The sequence below is a fragment of the Streptomyces sp. NPDC054866 genome, assembly GCF_053610745.1.
The window spans coordinates 236927-253437 of the sequence record NZ_JBSGZA010000006.1; the positions used below are offsets into that span (position 1 = coordinate 236927).

Annotated in this window: 15 protein-coding genes; 7 read left to right on the forward strand and 8 right to left on the reverse strand. The window is 71.0% G+C overall.

Annotated elements, in window-relative coordinates:
- Positions 1 to 13 precede the first annotated feature (13 nt).
- Positions 14 to 1114: a citrate synthase 2 gene (locus ACWGI2_RS29235; protein ID WP_160505689.1), complete on the reverse strand. Its 1101-nt coding sequence runs from the start codon at positions 1112 to 1114 to the stop codon at positions 14 to 16.
- A gap of 297 nt (positions 1115 to 1411) precedes the next feature.
- On the opposite strand from ACWGI2_RS29235, the gene pdxH reads away from it, so the two are divergent.
- The gene (gene pdxH, locus ACWGI2_RS29240; RefSeq protein WP_453698889.1) at positions 1412 to 2176 is read left to right on the forward strand and encodes a pyridoxamine 5'-phosphate oxidase; all 765 of its coding nucleotides are present in this window, start codon (positions 1412 to 1414) and stop codon (positions 2174 to 2176) included.
- 48 nt (positions 2177 to 2224) lie between these two features.
- Here pdxH and ACWGI2_RS29245 read toward each other — a convergent pair whose 3' ends face one another.
- On the reverse strand, positions 2225 to 3088 hold the full coding sequence (locus ACWGI2_RS29245; protein WP_453400628.1) for an alpha/beta fold hydrolase: 864 nt from the start codon (positions 3086 to 3088) through the stop codon (positions 2225 to 2227).
- 656 nt (positions 3089 to 3744) lie between these two features.
- Positions 3745 to 4437 carry a metal-dependent transcriptional regulator gene (locus ACWGI2_RS29250; protein ID WP_361832210.1) on the reverse strand — a complete coding sequence of 231 codons (693 nt, stop codon included), beginning with the start codon at positions 4435 to 4437 and terminating at the stop codon, positions 3745 to 3747.
- A gap of 251 nt (positions 4438 to 4688) precedes the next feature.
- Here ACWGI2_RS29250 and ACWGI2_RS29255 point away from each other — a divergent pair, with 251 nt between their 5' ends.
- Positions 4689 to 5453, forward strand: coding sequence for an SIS domain-containing protein (locus ACWGI2_RS29255; protein ID WP_453400627.1), 765 nt, complete (start codon positions 4689 to 4691; stop codon positions 5451 to 5453).
- A 31-nt stretch (positions 5454 to 5484) separates the two neighbouring features.
- Here ACWGI2_RS29255 and ACWGI2_RS29260 read toward each other — a convergent pair whose 3' ends face one another.
- On the reverse strand, positions 5485 to 6690 hold the full coding sequence (locus ACWGI2_RS29260; protein WP_453698537.1) for a sensor histidine kinase: 1206 nt from the start codon (positions 6688 to 6690) through the stop codon (positions 5485 to 5487).
- A gap of 174 nt (positions 6691 to 6864) precedes the next feature.
- Here ACWGI2_RS29260 and ACWGI2_RS29265 point away from each other — a divergent pair, with 174 nt between their 5' ends.
- A complete protein-coding gene (locus tag ACWGI2_RS29265) occupies positions 6865 to 7275 on the forward strand; it encodes a hypothetical protein (RefSeq protein ID WP_453698539.1) in 411 nt (136 codons plus the stop codon).
- Here ACWGI2_RS29265 and ACWGI2_RS29270 read toward each other — a convergent pair.
- Positions 7256 to 7924 (reverse strand): response regulator transcription factor, encoded by a 669-nt coding sequence (locus ACWGI2_RS29270; RefSeq protein WP_453698541.1) that lies wholly within the window; start codon positions 7922 to 7924, stop codon positions 7256 to 7258. The two genes, ACWGI2_RS29265 and ACWGI2_RS29270, sit on opposite strands and share 20 nt — an antisense overlap.
- Positions 7925 to 8057: 133 nt before the next feature.
- Between ACWGI2_RS29270 and ACWGI2_RS29275 the strand changes: the two genes are divergently transcribed.
- The 4 genes from ACWGI2_RS29275 to ACWGI2_RS29290 are packed head-to-tail and all read left to right on the forward strand — an operon-like array spanning position 8058 to position 11534.
- Positions 8058 to 8552 (forward strand): hypothetical protein, encoded by a 495-nt coding sequence (locus tag ACWGI2_RS29275; RefSeq protein ID WP_453698542.1) that lies wholly within the window; start codon positions 8058 to 8060, stop codon positions 8550 to 8552.
- 29 nt (positions 8553 to 8581) lie between these two features.
- On the forward strand, positions 8582 to 9616 hold the full coding sequence (locus ACWGI2_RS29280) for a peptidoglycan-binding protein (RefSeq protein WP_453698891.1): 1035 nt from the start codon (positions 8582 to 8584) through the stop codon (positions 9614 to 9616).
- Positions 9613 to 10320: an ABC transporter ATP-binding protein gene (locus ACWGI2_RS29285; RefSeq protein ID WP_453698544.1), complete on the forward strand. Its 708-nt coding sequence runs from the start codon at positions 9613 to 9615 to the stop codon at positions 10318 to 10320. Before ACWGI2_RS29280 ends, ACWGI2_RS29285 begins: the two co-directional genes overlap by 4 nt.
- Complete coding sequence (locus ACWGI2_RS29290) at positions 10317 to 11534, forward strand: ABC transporter permease (RefSeq protein WP_453698546.1); 1218 nt, start codon at positions 10317 to 10319, stop codon at positions 11532 to 11534. The genes ACWGI2_RS29285 and ACWGI2_RS29290 overlap by 4 nt, the downstream gene beginning before the upstream one ends.
- A gap of 300 nt (positions 11535 to 11834) precedes the next feature.
- Here the strand turns inward: ACWGI2_RS29290 and ACWGI2_RS29295 are convergent, their stop codons facing one another.
- From ACWGI2_RS29295 to ACWGI2_RS29305, 3 genes are all read right to left on the reverse strand, one after another.
- Complete coding sequence (locus ACWGI2_RS29295; RefSeq protein WP_453698548.1) at positions 11835 to 13211, reverse strand: PAS domain-containing protein; 1377 nt, start codon at positions 13209 to 13211, stop codon at positions 11835 to 11837.
- An 897-nt stretch (positions 13212 to 14108) separates the two neighbouring features.
- Positions 14109 to 15704, reverse strand: coding sequence for a transporter (locus tag ACWGI2_RS29300; protein ID WP_453698550.1), 1596 nt, complete (start codon positions 15702 to 15704; stop codon positions 14109 to 14111).
- Complete coding sequence (locus ACWGI2_RS29305; protein WP_453400619.1) at positions 15701 to 16483, reverse strand: ABC transporter ATP-binding protein; 783 nt, start codon at positions 16481 to 16483, stop codon at positions 15701 to 15703. The genes ACWGI2_RS29300 and ACWGI2_RS29305 overlap by 4 nt, the downstream gene beginning before the upstream one ends.
- Between the last annotated feature and the right edge of the window lie 28 nt (positions 16484 to 16511).

The following is a 16511-nucleotide window of genomic DNA, read 5'->3' on the forward strand; positions in this document are numbered from 1 at the left end:
TGGGGAAAAATCCCTACCGCGCGATGTCCCCGTACCCCACGACCTCCCGCGGGTCCCGTGACCCGGGGCCGATGTACCGCGCCGAGGGGCGGACCAGGCGTCCCGTCCGCTTCTGCTCAAGGATGTGCGCCGACCACCCGGCAGTCCTCGCGCACGTGAACATCGACGTGAACATGTGCGCCGGCACCTCGGCGAAGTCGAGGACGATCGCCGCCCAGAACTCCACGTTGGTGGCGAGGACGCGGTCGGGGCGGCGAGCATGCAGCTCGTCGAGCGCGGCCTTCTCCAGCGCCTCCGCCACCTCGAAGCGAGGAGCGCCCAGCTCGCGCGCCGTACGGCGCAGGACCCGCGCGCGGGGGTCCTCGGCCCGGTACACCCGGTGACCGAAGCCCATAAGCCGCTCACCCTTGTCCAGCGCCTGCTTCACGTACGCGACCGCGTCCCCCGTCCGCTCGATCTCCTCGATCATGCCGAGGACACGAGAGGGCGCGCCCCCGTGCAGGGGGCCGGACATGGCGCCCACGGCCCCGCTCAGCGCCGCCGCCACATCCGCGCCCGTCGACGCGATGACGCGGGCCGTGAACGTGGAGGCGTTCATGCCGTGCTCGGCGGCCGACGTCCAGTACGCGTCGACGGCCTGGACGTGCTTGGGGTCGGGCTCGCCGCGCCAGCGCTTCATGAAGCGCTCGACGACCGTGTCGGCCTTGTCGATCTCGCGCTGCGGCACCATCGGCAGGCCCTGCCCGCGGGCGGACTGGGCGACGTAGGAGAGCGCCATGACGGCGGCCCGGGCGAGGTCGTCGCGGGCTTCCTGCTCGCTGATGTCCAGGAGCGGCTTCAGGCCCCACACGGGGGCGAGCATCGCGAGCGCCGACTGGACGTCGACGCGGATGTCGCCGGAGTGCACCGGGATCGGGAACGGCTCGGCGGGCGGCAGTCCGGGGTTGAAGGCGCCGTCGACGAGCAGGCCCCAGACGTTGCCGAAGGAGACGTGGCCGACCAGATCCTCGATGTCGACGCCGCGATAGCGAAGCGCGCCGCCTTCCTTATCCGGTTCGGCGATCTCCGTCTCGAACGCGATGACTCCCTCAAGTCCGGGTACGAAGTCGGACATCAGGCGGCTCCTCGTGATGTGTACGACAGATGGTGGTGACAGACAGCTCGTGACCATGTGTCAGAAGTGGGCATTTTCGGTCTGGTTCCGCGGTCTGCCGGTGCGTTGACGGCTGCCGGCTTTCGACTCGCGGTCCGGATCGGTCATCCCGGTGATGCCCCGTGCGGCTGGTGGTCACCCAACCGATACGGCAGCGGAACGATATCCCTTGGTGCCACCCTTGGCGATGGTATGCGGCACTCAGTGCCACACGTCACCTCCCCGTGGTGCACGACACCCCGTCGGACGGCCCTTCGTATACGGCAAGATGACCGCGTGACCGATCGAGCCGCCGCTTCCGCATCAGCCTCCTCATCAGCCGCTCCCGTCCCGTCCGTGTCCGATCCCGCAGCCATACGTGCCCACTACGGCTTCGACGGACTCGTCGAGGCGGACGCGCCCGTCACGCCCGTCGAGCTGTTCGCGCTCTGGTTCACGCAGGCGCTCGCCGCGGCCGAGGCGGGCAAGCTCTACGAGCCGAACGCCATGGTCGTCTCGACGGTGGACGCCGCGGGCCGCCCCAGCTCACGCACGGTCCTGCTGAAGGGATACGACGAGCGCGGCTTCGTCTTCTTCACCAACTACGAGTCCCGCAAGGCCCGCGAACTCGCCGCGAACCCGAACATCGCGCTGCTCTTCCCCTGGCACCCGATGACCCGCCAGGTCATTGTCACGGGCACGGCGGAGCGCGTCGCCCGCGAGGAGACGGTGGCGTACTTCCGCACCCGCCCGCACGGCTCCCAGCTGGGCGCCTGGGCCAGCGCCCAGTCCTCGGTCATCGCCACGCGCGACGAACTGGACAGCGCGTACGCCGATCTGGAGGCGCGTTACCCGGAGGGCGAGCAGGTGCCCGCGCCTCCGCACTGGGGCGGCTTCCGTGTCGTGCCGGAGACCGTGGAGTTCTGGCAGGGCAGGGCGAACCGGCTGCACGACCGCCTGCGCTATGTGCGGACGGAGCAGGACGCCGGCGCCGGTGGCGGCGCGGCCGCCGCGGGCTGGACGGTCGAGCGCCTCAGCCCGTAGTCGCGTCGGTCCGTCGTCGTCTCGGCCCGTGAGGGCCCGCGGCGCGGGCTACCCCGTCAGGACCCCGTCCAGGAACGGCTGGATCGCCTCGCGCCAGGCCTCCGGCTGGTCGTAGTGCACGAGGTGCCCGGCGTCGGCCACCTCCGCGTACGCCCCGCGGGGGAGCACGCGGACCATTTCCTGGGACTCGGCACGGCCCAGCTCGCCGTCGAGGCCGCGGACGACCAGGGCGGGGCACTGGACCTGGGCCAGGTCCTCCCAGTGGGCGTCGTACACCCAGGTCTCGCGGGACTTCAGCATCTGGTCGCGGTCGAAGACGGGGCGCCAGCCGTCCGGGCCCTCGGTCATCACCTCGGCGAAGAACTCGCCGCGCGATGGGTTGGGCCGCTCGACCCAGGGATCGTCCTCGCCGAACCACTTCCGTACGTCGGCGAGCGTGGCGAAGGGCACGGGCCAGGCCTTGAACCAGTCCTCCCACTCGCGCTGCGACGCGGCGCCGAGTGCGGAGGCCCGCATGTCGCAGATGATCAGGGCGCGGACGAGATCGGGGCGCTTCGCGGCGAGCTGCCAGGCGGTGAGCGCGCCCATGGAGTGGCCGATGAGGACGGCGGGGGCGAGGCCGAGCTGGACGAGCGCGGCCTCGGCATCGTCCACGTAGGCCTCGCGGGTGAAGGGGCCCTCGGGGGGCTTCTCGCTCTGCCCGTGCGCGCGCTGGTCGAGTGCGACAGCGCGATGTCGCTCGGCGAGCCAGCGGGCGGTGCCCGCCCAGTGCGATGCGCGGCCCATCAGACCGTGCAGTAACAGCACGCCGCCGGGCGAACCGTCGGTCTCCCTGGACTTGGGAGGATCGGCGAACTCCCAGGCCGCGAGGCGTACGCCGCCCGCGCCCGTCACGTCAATGCGCCGCACCATGGTTCCTGGCACCCCCCTTGAATCATCTCGGGCTGAACGCCTGGTTCTGTCACGCACCCCCGCACGCTATCGAACTCTTTTTCGAAAGCGGCCAGATCGCCGGCAACACCCCTCGTTCGAGTGACCACGCTCAAGGATTGGTCGCCGCTGCCGAGGGGAGATCTTCATCGGGAGGCGGGCCGCTCGGGGAAATCGGTCCGAGGGGGATGACCCTGGGAGCTCGGGGCTCCGGGTCAGAACAGGGGAGGACAGGCCCCGGCGCTCAAGGGCGCCGGGGCCCTCGCTCCGAACAGGAACGCGCTCCCGCTCACCAGATGGGCACATTCTCCTGCCCCCTCCCGCGGCCGTGGTGGCCAGACCCGGCGCCGACCCGGTCAAGAGCCCTCAGGTCATATGCCTCTCGCGACAGCCTTGCACGCAAAACGTCCGGGCGCTGCGATTCCGCACACTGAATCTTGGACCCCATTCGGTCCCGGAGTCTTCACAACTGCCCAGCCGTTACCGCTAGTTGACACGAACTCGCGGTAACAGGGCCAGGAGCTCGCTGAACCCCGGTCCCGCCGAACACCGGCCTGCCGAACCCCGGTCCGCCGAACCCCGGTCCGCCGAACCCCGGTCCGCCGTCCCCGGTCCGCCGTCCCCGGTCCGGCGGGATCTCAGCGCTTGGCGACGAAGACGTGCGAAGCGACCTCCGTGTCCAGCTCGGCGGCCTCACCGCTGCTGCCCACGAGCACCCCGCCCGCGGACTCCGTCACGCTCACCACGGAGCCGGGCTGCACGCCCGCGCGCCGCAGCGTGTACATCAGCTGCGCGTCCGTCTGGATCGGTTCGCCGATGCGGCGCACCACGACGGTCTTGCCCTCCGTGCCGGGGTCGAGGTCGACGAGGGAGACCATGCCCTCGTCCAGGAACGGGTCGGCCCCGTCCTTCTCGCCCAGCTCCTCCAGACCCGGGATCGGGTTGCCGTACGGAGACTCGGTGGGGTGGCGCAGGAGCTCCAGGACGCGGCGCTCCACCGCCTCGCTCATCACGTGCTCCCAGCGACACGCCTCCGCGTGGACCTGCTCCCACTCCAGGCCGATCACGTCGACGAGGAGGCACTCCGCCAGGCGGTGCTTGCGCATCACGCGCGTGGCGAGCCTGCGGCCCTCCTCGGTCAGCTCCAGATGGCGGTCGCTCGCGACGGCCACCAGGCCGTCGCGCTCCATGCGCGCGACCGTCTGGCTCACCGTCGGCCCGCTCTGGTCGAGACGCTCGGCGATCCGGGCGCGCATGGGGACGACACCTTCCTCCTCCAGCTCGAGGATGGTGCGCAAATACATCTCAGTGGTGTCAATAAGCCCCGACATGGGTGCCCCTCAGATTTCGCTCGTGCGGCCGGCCCTGCCCTCAAGTCTGACGCATACCGCTGACAACCGGGTCGCGCCAGGGGAAAACCCGGTCCAGGCGGCCTTGACGGGGTGCTCAGGCCGTATTGACAGGGCACTGGTCCAGACCGCAACGTGATCCGCGGCACACGGGAAACACGTGCAGGACATTGCAGCAAATACGTACAGGACATACGTACAAGACATACGTACCCGGAAAGGTTCCTCGGCGCATGGGCTCGAAGAGCGAGAGCAAGCTGGCCGGTCAGTACATCGACGCCGCGATCGGGCTGCTCGGGCGGGTGCGTGACGAGGAGGGCGGGAACATCGACGCGGCGGGCACGCTGCTCGCCGACGCGGTCGAGGCCGGGGGCAGGCTCTTCGCCTTCGGCGCCGGACACTCCTCGCTGGCCGCCCAGGACGTCGTCTACCGCGCGGGCGGCCTCGCCCTGATGAATCTCCTGGCCGTCCCCGGGGTCGTCGGCATCGACGTCATGCCCGCCACCCTCGGCTCGGCCCTGGAGCGGGTCGACGGGCTCGCGGGCGCCGTCCTCGACTCGTCGCCGGCCCGCCCCGGCGACGCACTCGTGATCATCTCGCTCTCCGGGCGGAACTCTCTTCCCGTGGAGATGGCGATGAACGCCCGCGCGCTCGGCCTGAAGGTCATCGGGGTGACGTCGGTGGCGTACGCGACGGAGACGAAGTCGCGGCACGTCTCCGGGACCTTCCTGAAGGACCACTGCGATGTCGTGATCGACTCCAAGATCGCCCTCGGCGACGCGGAGCTCAGCCTCGACACGGTCGGTGCGCCTTTCGGCCCCGCCTCCAGCGTGGTCGCGAACACGATCATGCAGGCGATGACGGCCACGGCCGTCGAGCTCCTTGCCGCGCGGGGCGTCGAGCCGCCGGTGCTGCGGTCGGGGAACGTGGATGGGGGCCACGACTGGAACGGCAAGGTGTTCCAGGAGTACGGAGACCGGATCTTCTACCGGCGCTGAGCGCGGCTGCTGAGCGCGACGGCAGCGGCGCTCAGCGGCCCGATGGGAAACGCACTCGGACAGTGAGCCCTCCGCCCTCCCCGTTAGCCTCCCCGTTCGCCTCCGCGGTCGCCTCCGCGCCGTGTGCGCGGGCGATCGCGGCGACGATGGACAGGCCGAGCCCCGCCCCCTCCCCGCGCGCGTGCGTACGTTCCCGAAGGCGCCGGAAGGGCTCGAAGAGGTGCGGGACGGTCTCCGGCGGGACGACGGGCCCGGTGTTGGTGATCTCGACCCCGCCGGGTCCCGTGCGCACTTCCACCCGCCCGCCCTTGACGTTGTAATCGACGGCATTCGCCACAAGGTTGTGCACGAGGCGGTCGAGCAGCACCCCGTCGCCGAGCACCGTCAGCGGCTCGGCGTCCACGGACACGGTCACGTCCCGCTCGGCAGCCCTGCCCGCGAGCCCCTCCGTCACCGCGTCGGCGATGACGTCGAGCGCGATGGGCTCGCGCCGTTCAAGGCCCCGCTCCGAGGTGGCCAGGAGCAGCAGCCCCTCGATCAGATGCTCGCTGTCGTCGGCGATGGAGATGAGCTTGCTCCGGATACGGGCCACCTGCCGCGCGTCGGGCTCATCCGCGAGACCGATCTCGGCGGCGGCACGCTGCATGGCGAGCGGGGTGCGCAGCTCGTGCGCGGCATTGGCGGCGAACCGCTGCTGCGCGCTGACCAGTTGCTCTATCCGCCCGAGCATCTCGTCGAAGGTGTCGGCCAGTTGCTTCAGCTCGCCGGGCGGGGCGTCGAGCGCGATCCGCTCGTGCAGATTCTCGCCGGACAGGCGCCGTGCGGTGCCGGTGATCACGGCCACCGGGTGCAGGACGCGGCCCGCCATCCACCAGGCGAGCAGGATGGAGAGCGCCGCGTACACGAACAGCACGATGACCGAGACGGTGAGCAGCCTGCTCAGGGCGGCCTGTTCGGCGACATCGCTGATCTTCGTGACGGCGAGGCCCTGCGTGATGTCGTTGGCCGACACGCCGTCCGCGGGCACCCGCCTGGCGGGCAACGCGGACGGGGCAGGGCTCGGCATCAGCCAGGGCGGGCTCAGCCTGCGGGCGGGGACGGCGGTGGTGACGGCGGTACTGATCGAGGAGTAGAGCCCCTGCCGCACCAGAAAGTAGACAAGCCCGGTGAGCAGCGCTCCCGCCAGGAGGAGCATGCCGCCGTAGAGGGCGGTGAGGCGTGCGCGTTCACTGCGCATGGCTGGACGGCGCATCATCCGGAGGCGGGGCAGGGTGAGACGGCTGGCACGGGCCCGGTTCATGAGTGCCTGCCGGTGGGGGAAGCGGCTGGGCGGAGCTGAGCGGTGCGGGGGCCGCGGGGCGTGTCGGTCCTGCGGTGTGTGTCGCCGCCGTGGTGCGCGTCGGGTCCGTGTGTGGGGAGCTTGAGTGGGGTGGTGGTGCGGCTCGGCGTGGGCCGTGCGGTGCTGGCCCTGTGCGTGCGGCTCGGTGTGGGCCGGGTGGCGCTGGCCCTGTGCGTGCGGCTCGGTGTGGGCCGGGTGGCGCTGGCCCTGTGCGTGCGGCTTGGCGTGGGCCGGGTGGCGCTGGCCCTGTGTGCGGGGCTCTCGCCTGTGCTGGTCCCGTCTGTGCCGGTCCCGCGGTGCGTGTCGCCGCCGCGGTGCGTGTCGGGTCCGTGTGTGGGGAGCTTGGGCGGGGTGGTGCGGCTCGGCCAGGGGCGGGTGGTGCTGGCCCTGTGTGTGCCGCTTGGCGAGGGCCAGGTGGTGCTGGACCTTTGTGTGCGGACGCTGTCTGCGTCGCCCCCGCGCCTCACGCCGACCAGCCCGTGATTCGGTAGCCCGCGCCCGGGACCGTTTCCACCACCGGGGGATCGCCCAGCTTCGTGCGGAGTTTGGAGAGGGTTACGCGGACCGCGTTCGTGCGGTAGCTGGTGTCCTCCTCCCAGACCTGTTCGATCAGGTCGTCGCCGCTGACCACCGCACCCTCCGCCCGCAGCAGCGCCTCAAGGACCGCGAACTCCTTGCGGGAGAGCGCCAGATGACGGCCGTCGCGGCTCGCCTGGCGGCGGGCCGTGTCCAGGACCAGGCCCGCGCGTTCGATGACCGGCGGCAGCGCGGGGCGCGTGCGGCGGCCCAGCGCAAGGACGCGGGCGAGCAGCTCGTCGTACGCGAAGGGCTTGGTCAGGTAGTCGTCGGCCCCGAGGCCCAGGCCCGCGACCCGGTCCCGGACGGTGGCCGACGCCGTCAGCATCAGGACGCGGGTGAGCAGCCGCTGGCCCACCACCCTGCGGCACACCTCGTCGCCGTGCAGGCCCGGCAGATCCCGGTCCAGGATGACGACGTCGTACTCACCCAGCTGGAGCTTGCGCAGCGCCGTCAGGCCGTCGGCCGCGACGTCGACCGCGAGCGCGTCGCGGCGCAGCCCGTCGGCGATCATCTCGGCCAGGAATTCCTCGTCCTCCACCAGCAGTACGCGCATGCGGCCCTGTGTACCTGAAGTGCACCTTTCGTCGGTGTAAGCGTCTCCGTTGAGAGAAACGAAACCTCCCTTCCCGCGAGCCTGAGCGCGTCGGCGCGCCGCCCGCGCCGACGCGACCAGTGAAGGGGAAGCCATGAGGACCACCACGAGGACTCGTTCGACCGCCATCGCATCGGGATTCGCCGCACTCGCCCTGCTCGCCGGAGCCTGCTCCCCCGGCGGCGGCGAAAGCAGCCAGGACAAGGCCGACGGCGGCAAGGGCAAGCAAGCCGACGCCGCCTTCAAGGAGCGCGAGTGCCTGCGCAAGCACGGCCTCAAGGTGTCCGAGCCCAAGTCCGGCGAGGACACCCGCGGCATCACCATCGGCGGCGACATGAGCAAGGAAAAGATGGAAGCCGCCATGAAGGCCTGCAACACCGGCAAGGGCGGCAGCGCGGGCGGCGGCAAGATCACGCAGGCCGACAAGGACAAGATGCTCAAGTACGCCCAGTGCATGCGCAAGAACGGCTTCAACATGCCCGACCCGAAGTTCGACGGCGGCGCCATGGAAGCCCAGAAGATGCCCAAGGGCGCCGAGGCGAAGAAGATGGAGAAGGCCGCCAAGGCGTGCAAGGACATCGTCGCGTGAGGCGCCGCACCGCCGTCGTCGCCACCGTCATGGCCCTGCTCGCCATCACCGGCGGCGGCGTCGCCGTCACCGCCATCGCCGACAACGGCAAGGACGAGTCCGTGCGCCAGGACGCCGGACTCCCGCCCGCCACCGCCCCCGTCGAACGCGGCGACCTCAGCAGCGGCACCCAGACCGACGGCACCCTCGGCTACGCCAAGGAACGCAAGGTCAACGCGGGCACCACCGGCACGCTCACCTGGTCCGCGGGCAGCGGCTCGACGATCAAGCGTGACGGACGCCTGTACGAGATCAACGGCGTCCCGGTGCGCCTCATGTACGGCACCGAGCCCATGTACCGCACGCTGAAGACCGGCGACGAGGGCAACGACGTACGGCAGCTGGAAGAGAACCTCCAGGCCCTCGGGTACGGGGCCGGGCTCGCCGTCGACGACGAGTACACGGCGGGTACGGCCGCCGCGGTCAAGCAGTGGCAGAAGGCGCACGACCGCAAGCAGACGGGGCGCGTCGGCCCCGACCAGATCGCCTTCTCGCCGGGCGGCGTCCGCGTGAAGTCCACCGGGTCGGCCGTCGGCGACCAGGTCGCGCCGGGCAAGCCGGTGCTCAGTACGACCGGTTCGGAACGGGTCGTACGTTTCCAGCTCGACGTCGCCGAGGGGAAGCTCGCCAAGGTGGGCACCAAGGTCACCGTGGACCTGCCGGACGGCGCGACCGTCAAGGGCAAGGTCGCGTCCGTCGGCAAGACCGCCAAGCCGGGCGACGACCCGGCCGACAAGACCCCCAAGATTCCGGTGACGGTCTCCTTCGACGACCCCGGCAAGGTCGACGGCTTCGACCAGTCCCCGGTCACGGTGAACCTCACAGGAGAGACCCGCGAGGACATCCTCTCCGTACCCGTCAACGCCCTCCTTGCCTTGCCCGGCGGCGGCTACGGCGTCCAGGTCGTCGAGCACGGCCGCGCCCGCCAGGTGAAGGTGGAGCTCGGCATGTTCGGCCAGGGACGGGTCGAGGTGACCGGCGGCGGCCTGCGGGACGGCATGAAGGTCGGGGTGCCCAAGATATGAGCGCCGTCGTGGAGTTGGGCGGGGTCACCAAGGAGTACCCGGGCGGAGTCGCCGCCCTGCGCGGGGTGGACCTCAGGGTCGAGGAGGGCGAACTCCTCGCCATCGTCGGCCCCTCCGGCTCCGGCAAGTCGACGCTGCTGCACATCATCGGCACCCTTGACCGCCCCTCCGAGGGCTCGGTGGCGATCGCGGGGCACGACGTCGCGACGCTGGCCGACCGCAGCCTCTCCGCGCTGCGCGCACGGCACATCGGCTTCGTGTTCCAGGCGTTCCATCTGGTGCCGGGGATCAGCGCGCGCGACAACGTGGCGGAGGGGCTCCTGTACTCGGGCCTCTCGCGCGGGGAACGCCGCGCGCGAGCCGCCGAGGCGCTCGACCGGGTCGGCCTCGCGGACCGCATGAAGCACCGCCCGCACGAACTCTCCGGCGGCCAGAAACAGCGCGTCGCCATCGCGCGCGCGGTGGTCGGAGCGCCGGACCTGCTCCTGGCCGACGAACCGACCGGGGCGTTGGACTCGGCGTCCGGCGAGGCGGTGATGGAGCTGCTTCACGATCTCAACGCGGAGGGCGCGACCATCGCCGTGATCACGCACGACGCGGAGATCGCGGGGCGGCTGCCGAGGCAGGTGCGGATCCGGGACGGGCGGGTCGTGGCGGATGTGCGTGCGGCTGCGGCTGCCGGTGAGGGGGTGCTCGCGGGATGATCCGTACGAAGCGAGTCAAGAATGCCCGGCTGAAGGCGGCGCGGCTCGGGCCAAGGGACGTCCTGCACGTCGGCTCGGCGGGACTTCGGAGCCGACCGGTGCGGGTCGTGCTGTCGGCGCTGGGTATCGCCATCGGGATCGCGACGATGATCGCGGTGGTGGGTATCTCCTCCTCCAGCAAGGCGCAACTCATGCGTGAACTGGACGAGTTGGGTACGAACATGCTGGTGGCCGAGCCTGGGGAGCCCATGTTCTCGGGTGAGAAGGTGGTGCTCCCGCGTGACGCGGTGGGCCGGGTCTCGCGCGTGAAGGGCGTGGAGGACGTCGGCGCGACCGGCGACCTCGAACGCACCGTGCGGCGCAGCGAGAAGATCCCCGAGGACGAGACCGGCGGCATCTCCGTCAAGGCGGCGACCGAGGGCCTCCTGAAGGTCCTTCGCGGCGAGATGGGGAGCGGCACGTGGTTCAACGCGGCCAACAGCCGCTACCCGTCGATCGTCCTCGGCCACGTCGCGGCGGATCGCCTCGGTATAACTCAGCCGGGCCAGCAAGTATGGCTGAACGACCGCTACTTCACGGTCGTAGGCATCCTCGACCCGCTGCCGCTCTCACCCGACGTGGAGCGCTCGGCCCTCGTGGGCTGGGACGCGGCGAAGAGCGAGCTCGGCTTCGACGGCCGTCCGACGTCGGTGTACGAGCGGTCTACCGACGCCTCGGTGCACGAGGTCCGGAGCCTGCTCGCCGCGTCGATCGACCCGGAGAACCCGCGCAACGTCCAGGTCACCGACCCGTCATCGGCACTGAAGGCGAAGGCGGCGACGGAGGGCGCGTTCTCCACGCTGCTCCTCGGGCTCGGCGGGATCGCCTTGCTGGTGGGGGGAGTCGGAGTGGCCAACACCATGATCATCTCGGTCCTGGAGAGACGTTACGAGATCGGCCTGCGCCGCTCGATGGGCGCGACGAAGGGGCAGATCCGGATCCAGTTCGTGACGGAGTCCCTGATGCTGTCGGGCCTCGGCGGTTTGGCGGGAATCGGGCTGGGCGCGGCGGCGACGGCCGCGTACGCGGTGTCGGGCGGGCTTCCCTGGGTGGTACCCCTGTGGGCGGTGAGCGGCGGCTTCGGAGCGACGCTGGTCATCGGGACGGTGGCTGGTCTCTACCCCGCGGTACGGGCAGCGCGCCTCTCCCCAACGCTGGCGCTGCACGCGGCTTAGGAGCGACTGGCCCGCCGCTTCGCGGCGGATTCTCCCCGACCACCCACCCGTTCACCCTGCGGTGCTTCGGGTCGATGACCATCCGCCGCTGGGCAATCGGGTGGGTGGGCGGGAAAGATCCGCCGCGAAGCGGCGGCCCTGAACACCCACCCACCGTCGCGAAGGCGACGGCGTTGCACACCCCCCCGGAGGGCGGGAAGGCGGCGGCCGCGAACACCCGCCCCCCCGGCAGGGAGGCCGCGGCCCCCAACGCTCGCCCCCCTGGCAGGGGCCCCGCAGGGCCCCGGCAGCAGCCAACCGTCAGCGGCCCAGCACACGGGCCAGGTCAAGCGAAGCCGCAACCCTCGCCGAGACGCTCTCCGCGTACACCGCATCCGCCCGCTCGAACTGCGTACGACTCGCGCCCCGCAGGAACGTCACCACCCCCAACGTCCGCCCCCGACTACGCAGCACCGTGCACAGCGCGTGGACAGAGTCCTCAGGCCACTGCCTGGCCGCCGCCCACTCCCGGGCACGCTCGGGCGGCGCGGTGCCGGCGCTGGCCCGTACGGAACCCATCCGGTCCACGCACTGCGGAGCCGGATGCCCCTCCAGATAGCGGACGGGCAGGCCCGCCTTGGCCACCGGCAGGCAAGGGCCGGGAGCGCCCGCGGGCGTGGCCGCGGCACGCACGAGCCGCACCGGATCCCCCTCCCCCTCACCCGCCACCAGATCGATCAACGCATGGTCGGCGAAACCGGCAAGCGCGAAGTCCAGCTGAACCGTCGCCGCCTCCGTCGGATCCTCGCACTCGCCCGCGGCCCGCGCGGCCCGATGCAACTGCTGCGAGCGGAAGCGCAGTTGCGACGCGTCCTGCTCGGTCTGCTTGGCCTCCGTCACGTCCAGGAAGAGCCACGCGACCCCCAGCGGCACAGGCTCCTCCGCCAGCGGCGACGCGAGCCGCAGGAAGCCGCTGCGCCAGCAACGCCGCTCCGGCTCACCGCTCTCCGTGGCCCGCACCGACACCCACATCTCGGCGGGCGCCGGCGGAGCCCCCTCGGCGAGCACATGGCTCAGCGCGCTCTCCAGCTCCTCCACGCCCTGCCCGAGCAACTCCCCAAGGGGCCGCCCCAGCAAGGCCGTACGGCCCATCCCCAGCGACCGGGCGGCATGTTCGTTCGCCACGGCGGGACGCAGATCCGCGTCGACGAGCACCACACCCCACGACGCGCTCTCGAACAGCGCCTCGCTCAACGCGATGGAACGCTCCAGGTCGATCTGGGCGTGGACCTCGCTGAACGCGCAGTACACCCCGGAAGGCTTCCCGTCCCCGCCCCGCACCGCGGCGGACTGGGTTCGCACGAGCACCCGCCCGCCGTCCTTCGTCAGGAGCGCGAACTCGTGCACCTGCCGCCCATGCGCCTCCATCGCGGACAGCAACCGGGCCTCGACCTCCTCGGCATCGGCCGTCCGCACCGCCCACCCCGCGAACCCCTGCCGCCCGACGGCCTCCGCAGCCGACCACCCGAGGATCCGCTCGGCCTCACGATTCCAGTGCGTCACCACCCCGTCGGCGTCGAACGCGCACAAGGCGGCGTCCATCCCGTCCAGCAATGCCGCGAGCAATTCGGCCCCACCGGGCTCGGGCTCTTCAGGCCCCAGCTCGTCGGTGGTTCCGCTACGCCGGGAAGCACTCACCTGGCACCCCCTGCAGGCCGTGTCCTCATGAGCTGCATGTTCTGCGAGTTCCGCGTGTACCGCACGTCAGATCATTGAACTCGAACGTGACGCAGCCCACAGGTACTTCCCAGAAGTTGGACGAAATCGTTGCCCGGCAAATGTGGGGAGCGGGCGCGGTGCCCAGAATCAGACGCACGTCCAAAGATTCGCACAAATGGCTGGCGTCGAGTGATCCAGCTTCCCCCAGGAGACGCGTGATCGCTGGCGTCGGCAACGGACACACGAAGGGAGATCACTCGCTCTTCGCAGACACCCTCAGGAGCAAGGACGAAACGGCTCACGGACTCCCCGCCACCGCGCGGGGCAAAATCTCCAACCTCGTGCTTGCGTGTGTCCCCTGCAACCAGGCCGAGGGCAGCAAACGAAGACCCACACCACTGATGCCCTCGCATCTCCGTACGAGCCAGGGGGCAACACAGCCTGACCACGCCGACGGGGCGGATCAACGTCTCGTACAGGAATCTGCAGCTGCTCCAGCGCGGCGACGGATACGCCTACGGCACCCGGCAGGAGCCCGTCTCGTCACCTTCTCGGAAAACCGGTTGAGCCGAGCCGACCCGGTTCCTATGGTGTGAGTCATCACGGAGAGGAGGTGGTTCGGCAGATGTATGGAAACCGGACGCGTGAGGTGACTGCGGGCTAGTGGCCCGTCGTCGCAACTCGATTTCGGCGCCGGACCAGCACGTGTGATGTGCGTGCAGCCGGCCCAATCCCAAGCAGTCACCCGACCCGCGAGCCGCCGGTAAGTCCGGCCGGCTTCCCGCTGTCTCGTACGGCGGGAACCATGGCTCGCGGGTCGTCTGCGTTCCAGAGCCCCGTGGCCCGTCAGCCCCTGCTGCTGCCCCGTGGCGCCCCTCAGCCCTTGCTGACCGCCGTCAAGATCTCCGGCAGCCGTCGCGCCACCCTCGGCGCCGCGAGGCGCAGGCCGACGTATGTGATCAGCGCTCCGTACGCGCCGCCCAGCGGCAGCAGCACCCATGACCAGGAGCTCTCGCCCGAGACGTGCAGCCAGATGGTGAAGGCGAGGACCGGGGCGCAGAGCAGTGCCGCCGCGACCATCCCGCCGAAGATCGAGATCCAGGCCAGGCCCGCCTGCCCGGGGGCCACGTTCTTGTAGCCCTCCTGTGGGATCGAGTAGGGGAAGCGGGCCGATGACCAGGCGCCCGTCGCCAGCATCGCGCCGAGCAGCGCGAAGGAGAGGCCCAGCGCCTCCGCCAGGCCGGTCCAGTCGCCGAGCACCGCCGCCGTGACGACGGTGACGAGGGTCGCGTAGGGGAGGGTGATCACCAGGAGGGCCAGTGCGCGGGCGCGGAGTTCCGCGTACGCGTCGTACGTCGACGAGATCGCCATCGCGACCATCCAGAACGCCGACGTGTCCTGGCCGAACTGGTTGTACATAAGGACGCCGAGCATCCCGGCCGCGAAGCACGCGAAGTAGATCGAGCCGGTCCCCTGGAGGGCGTTGAAGAGCGGCACGATGAGCCCGATGGCCAGGGACGTCACCCAGGCCGCCTTCGTCTTCGGGTCGCGCCACACGTAGCGCAGGCTGCGTTCCATGACCGTGCCGGTGCGGCCGCCGGGGAGCAGGCGGCCCAGGCCATGCGTCGCGCGCGCCTTGGTGGGTTCCGCCGCCGCGAGCGTCGAGCCGTCCGGGGTCGTCATCAGGCGGGTCAGGCTTCGCTGCCAGAGGGTGAGGAGAGCGGCGAGAGCGACCGCGCTCAGGGTCAGTTGGGCGATCCCCGTTGCGTACGAGCCCTTGCTCACCGAGTCCACGGCGCCGATCGCCGACGCGGGCGGGATCCAGCGCACGACGTCCGCCGCCGGGTCGAGCTGTGAGAGGCCCGACGAACCGAGCTTCTGCGCCCCGAAGTTGACGACCTGCGCGCCGACCGCGATGACCAGGCCGCTCAGAACGGCCAGATCGCGCCCCTTGCGGCTGGTCAGCAGGCGGATGTTGGCGGCGGCGACCGTGCGCGCCAGGGCCACGCAGATGAGCAGGGTGAGGGCGATGGCGAGGGCGCCGGTGACGGCCGCCGCCGCGCCGTGTGCGAGCGCGATGACCGAGCCGAGCGCGAGGCAGAGGGTGAAGAGCGGGCCGATGCCGACCAGGGACGCGACGAGGAGCGCGCGGACCAGGGGCCGTGGGCGCAGCGGCAGCATCACCAGGCGGGTGGGGTCGAGGGTCTCGTCGCCGCTGGGGAAGAACAGCGGCATCACCGCCCAGCCGAGCGCGAGTACGGCGGTGAGCAGGACGGAGACGGTGGCGGCGTGTTCGTTGCCGCGCAGGGCGATCAGGCCCAGGAGCTGGAGGGCGGCGACGAGGAGTGCCGCGACGACCGACGCGATGTAGGCGGCGCGGCGTCCTGTCGACTGGTGCAGGCCGTTGCGCAGGAGTGAGAGCTTCAGCCGTACGAAGACGGGGGTGACCGAGGGGGAGGTCGCCGTGCTCATCGGGTGCCGCCGCCCAGCCAGTCGAGGTGCGAGCCGGTGTCGCGTGCGTTCGCGCCGACGAGTTCCAGGAACGCCTGCTGGAGCGAGGGGGCGGCGCCGCGGACCTCGGCGAGGGTGCCCTGGGCGCGGATGCGGCCCGCGGCCATCACGGCGACCCAGTCGCAGAGCGATTCGACGAGTTCCATGACGTGCGACGAGAAGACGACCGTGGCCCCGGATGCGGTGTAGCGCTCCAGGACGCCGCGGATGGTCTGTGCGGAGACCGGGTCGACGCCCTCGAAGGGCTCGTCGAGGAAGAGGACTTCGGGGTTGTGGAGCAGGGCGGCTGCGAGACCGATCTTCTTCCGCATGCCCGTCGAGTAGTCGACGACCAGTTTGTGCTGGGCGCCCGCGAGATCCAGTACGTCCAGGAGCTGGGTGGCTCTCTTGTCGACCTCGTCGCCGGGGAGCCCGCGCAGCCGGCCGGTGTACGCGAGGAGTTCGCGTCCCGAGAGGCGTTCGAAGAGGCGCAGCCCTTCGGGCAGGACGCCGATGCGGGCCTTGACCTGGACGGGGTCGGTCCATACGTCGTGGCCGACGACTTCGACCGTGCCCCGGTCGGGGCGCAGGAGCCCGGTCACCATGGACAGGGTCGTGGTCTTTCCGGCGCCGTTCGGGCCCACGAGGCCGATGAACTTGCCCGCGGGCAGGGTGAGGTCGATCCCGGCGACGGCGATCTGCTGGCCGAAGGCCTTCCACAGCCCCTGCACCCGTACCGCTGCCGGTACTTCTCCGCTCACCGTGTCCGCCCTTCGTCGCCGATTCCGC

Bases quoted from the DNA above. Each gene is read 5' to 3' on its own strand.
- ACWGI2_RS29235 (WP_160505689.1), bottom strand. From the start codon at position 1,114: ATGTCCGACTTCGTACCCGGACTTGAGGGAGTCATCGCGTTCGAGACG.
- ACWGI2_RS29245 (WP_453400628.1), bottom strand. From the start codon at position 3,088: ATGGTGCGGCGCATTGACGTGACGGGCGCGGGCGGCGTACGCCTCGCG.
- ACWGI2_RS29250 (WP_361832210.1), bottom strand. From the start codon at position 4,437: ATGTCGGGGCTTATTGACACCACTGAGATGTATTTGCGCACCATCCTC.
- ACWGI2_RS29255 (WP_453400627.1), top strand. From the start codon at position 4,689: ATGGGCTCGAAGAGCGAGAGCAAGCTGGCCGGTCAGTACATCGACGCC.
- ACWGI2_RS29260 (WP_453698537.1), bottom strand. From the start codon at position 6,690: ATGCGCAGTGAACGCGCACGCCTCACCGCCCTCTACGGCGGCATGCTC.
- ACWGI2_RS29270 (WP_453698541.1), bottom strand. From the start codon at position 7,924: ATGCGCGTACTGCTGGTGGAGGACGAGGAATTCCTGGCCGAGATGATC.
- ACWGI2_RS29275 (WP_453698542.1), top strand. From the start codon at position 8,058: ATGAGGACCACCACGAGGACTCGTTCGACCGCCATCGCATCGGGATTC.
- ACWGI2_RS29280 (WP_453698891.1), top strand. From the start codon at position 8,582: ATGGCCCTGCTCGCCATCACCGGCGGCGGCGTCGCCGTCACCGCCATC.
- ACWGI2_RS29285 (WP_453698544.1), top strand. From the start codon at position 9,613: ATGAGCGCCGTCGTGGAGTTGGGCGGGGTCACCAAGGAGTACCCGGGC.
- ACWGI2_RS29290 (WP_453698546.1), top strand. From the start codon at position 10,317: ATGATCCGTACGAAGCGAGTCAAGAATGCCCGGCTGAAGGCGGCGCGG.
- ACWGI2_RS29300 (WP_453698550.1), bottom strand. From the start codon at position 15,704: ATGAGCACGGCGACCTCCCCCTCGGTCACCCCCGTCTTCGTACGGCTG.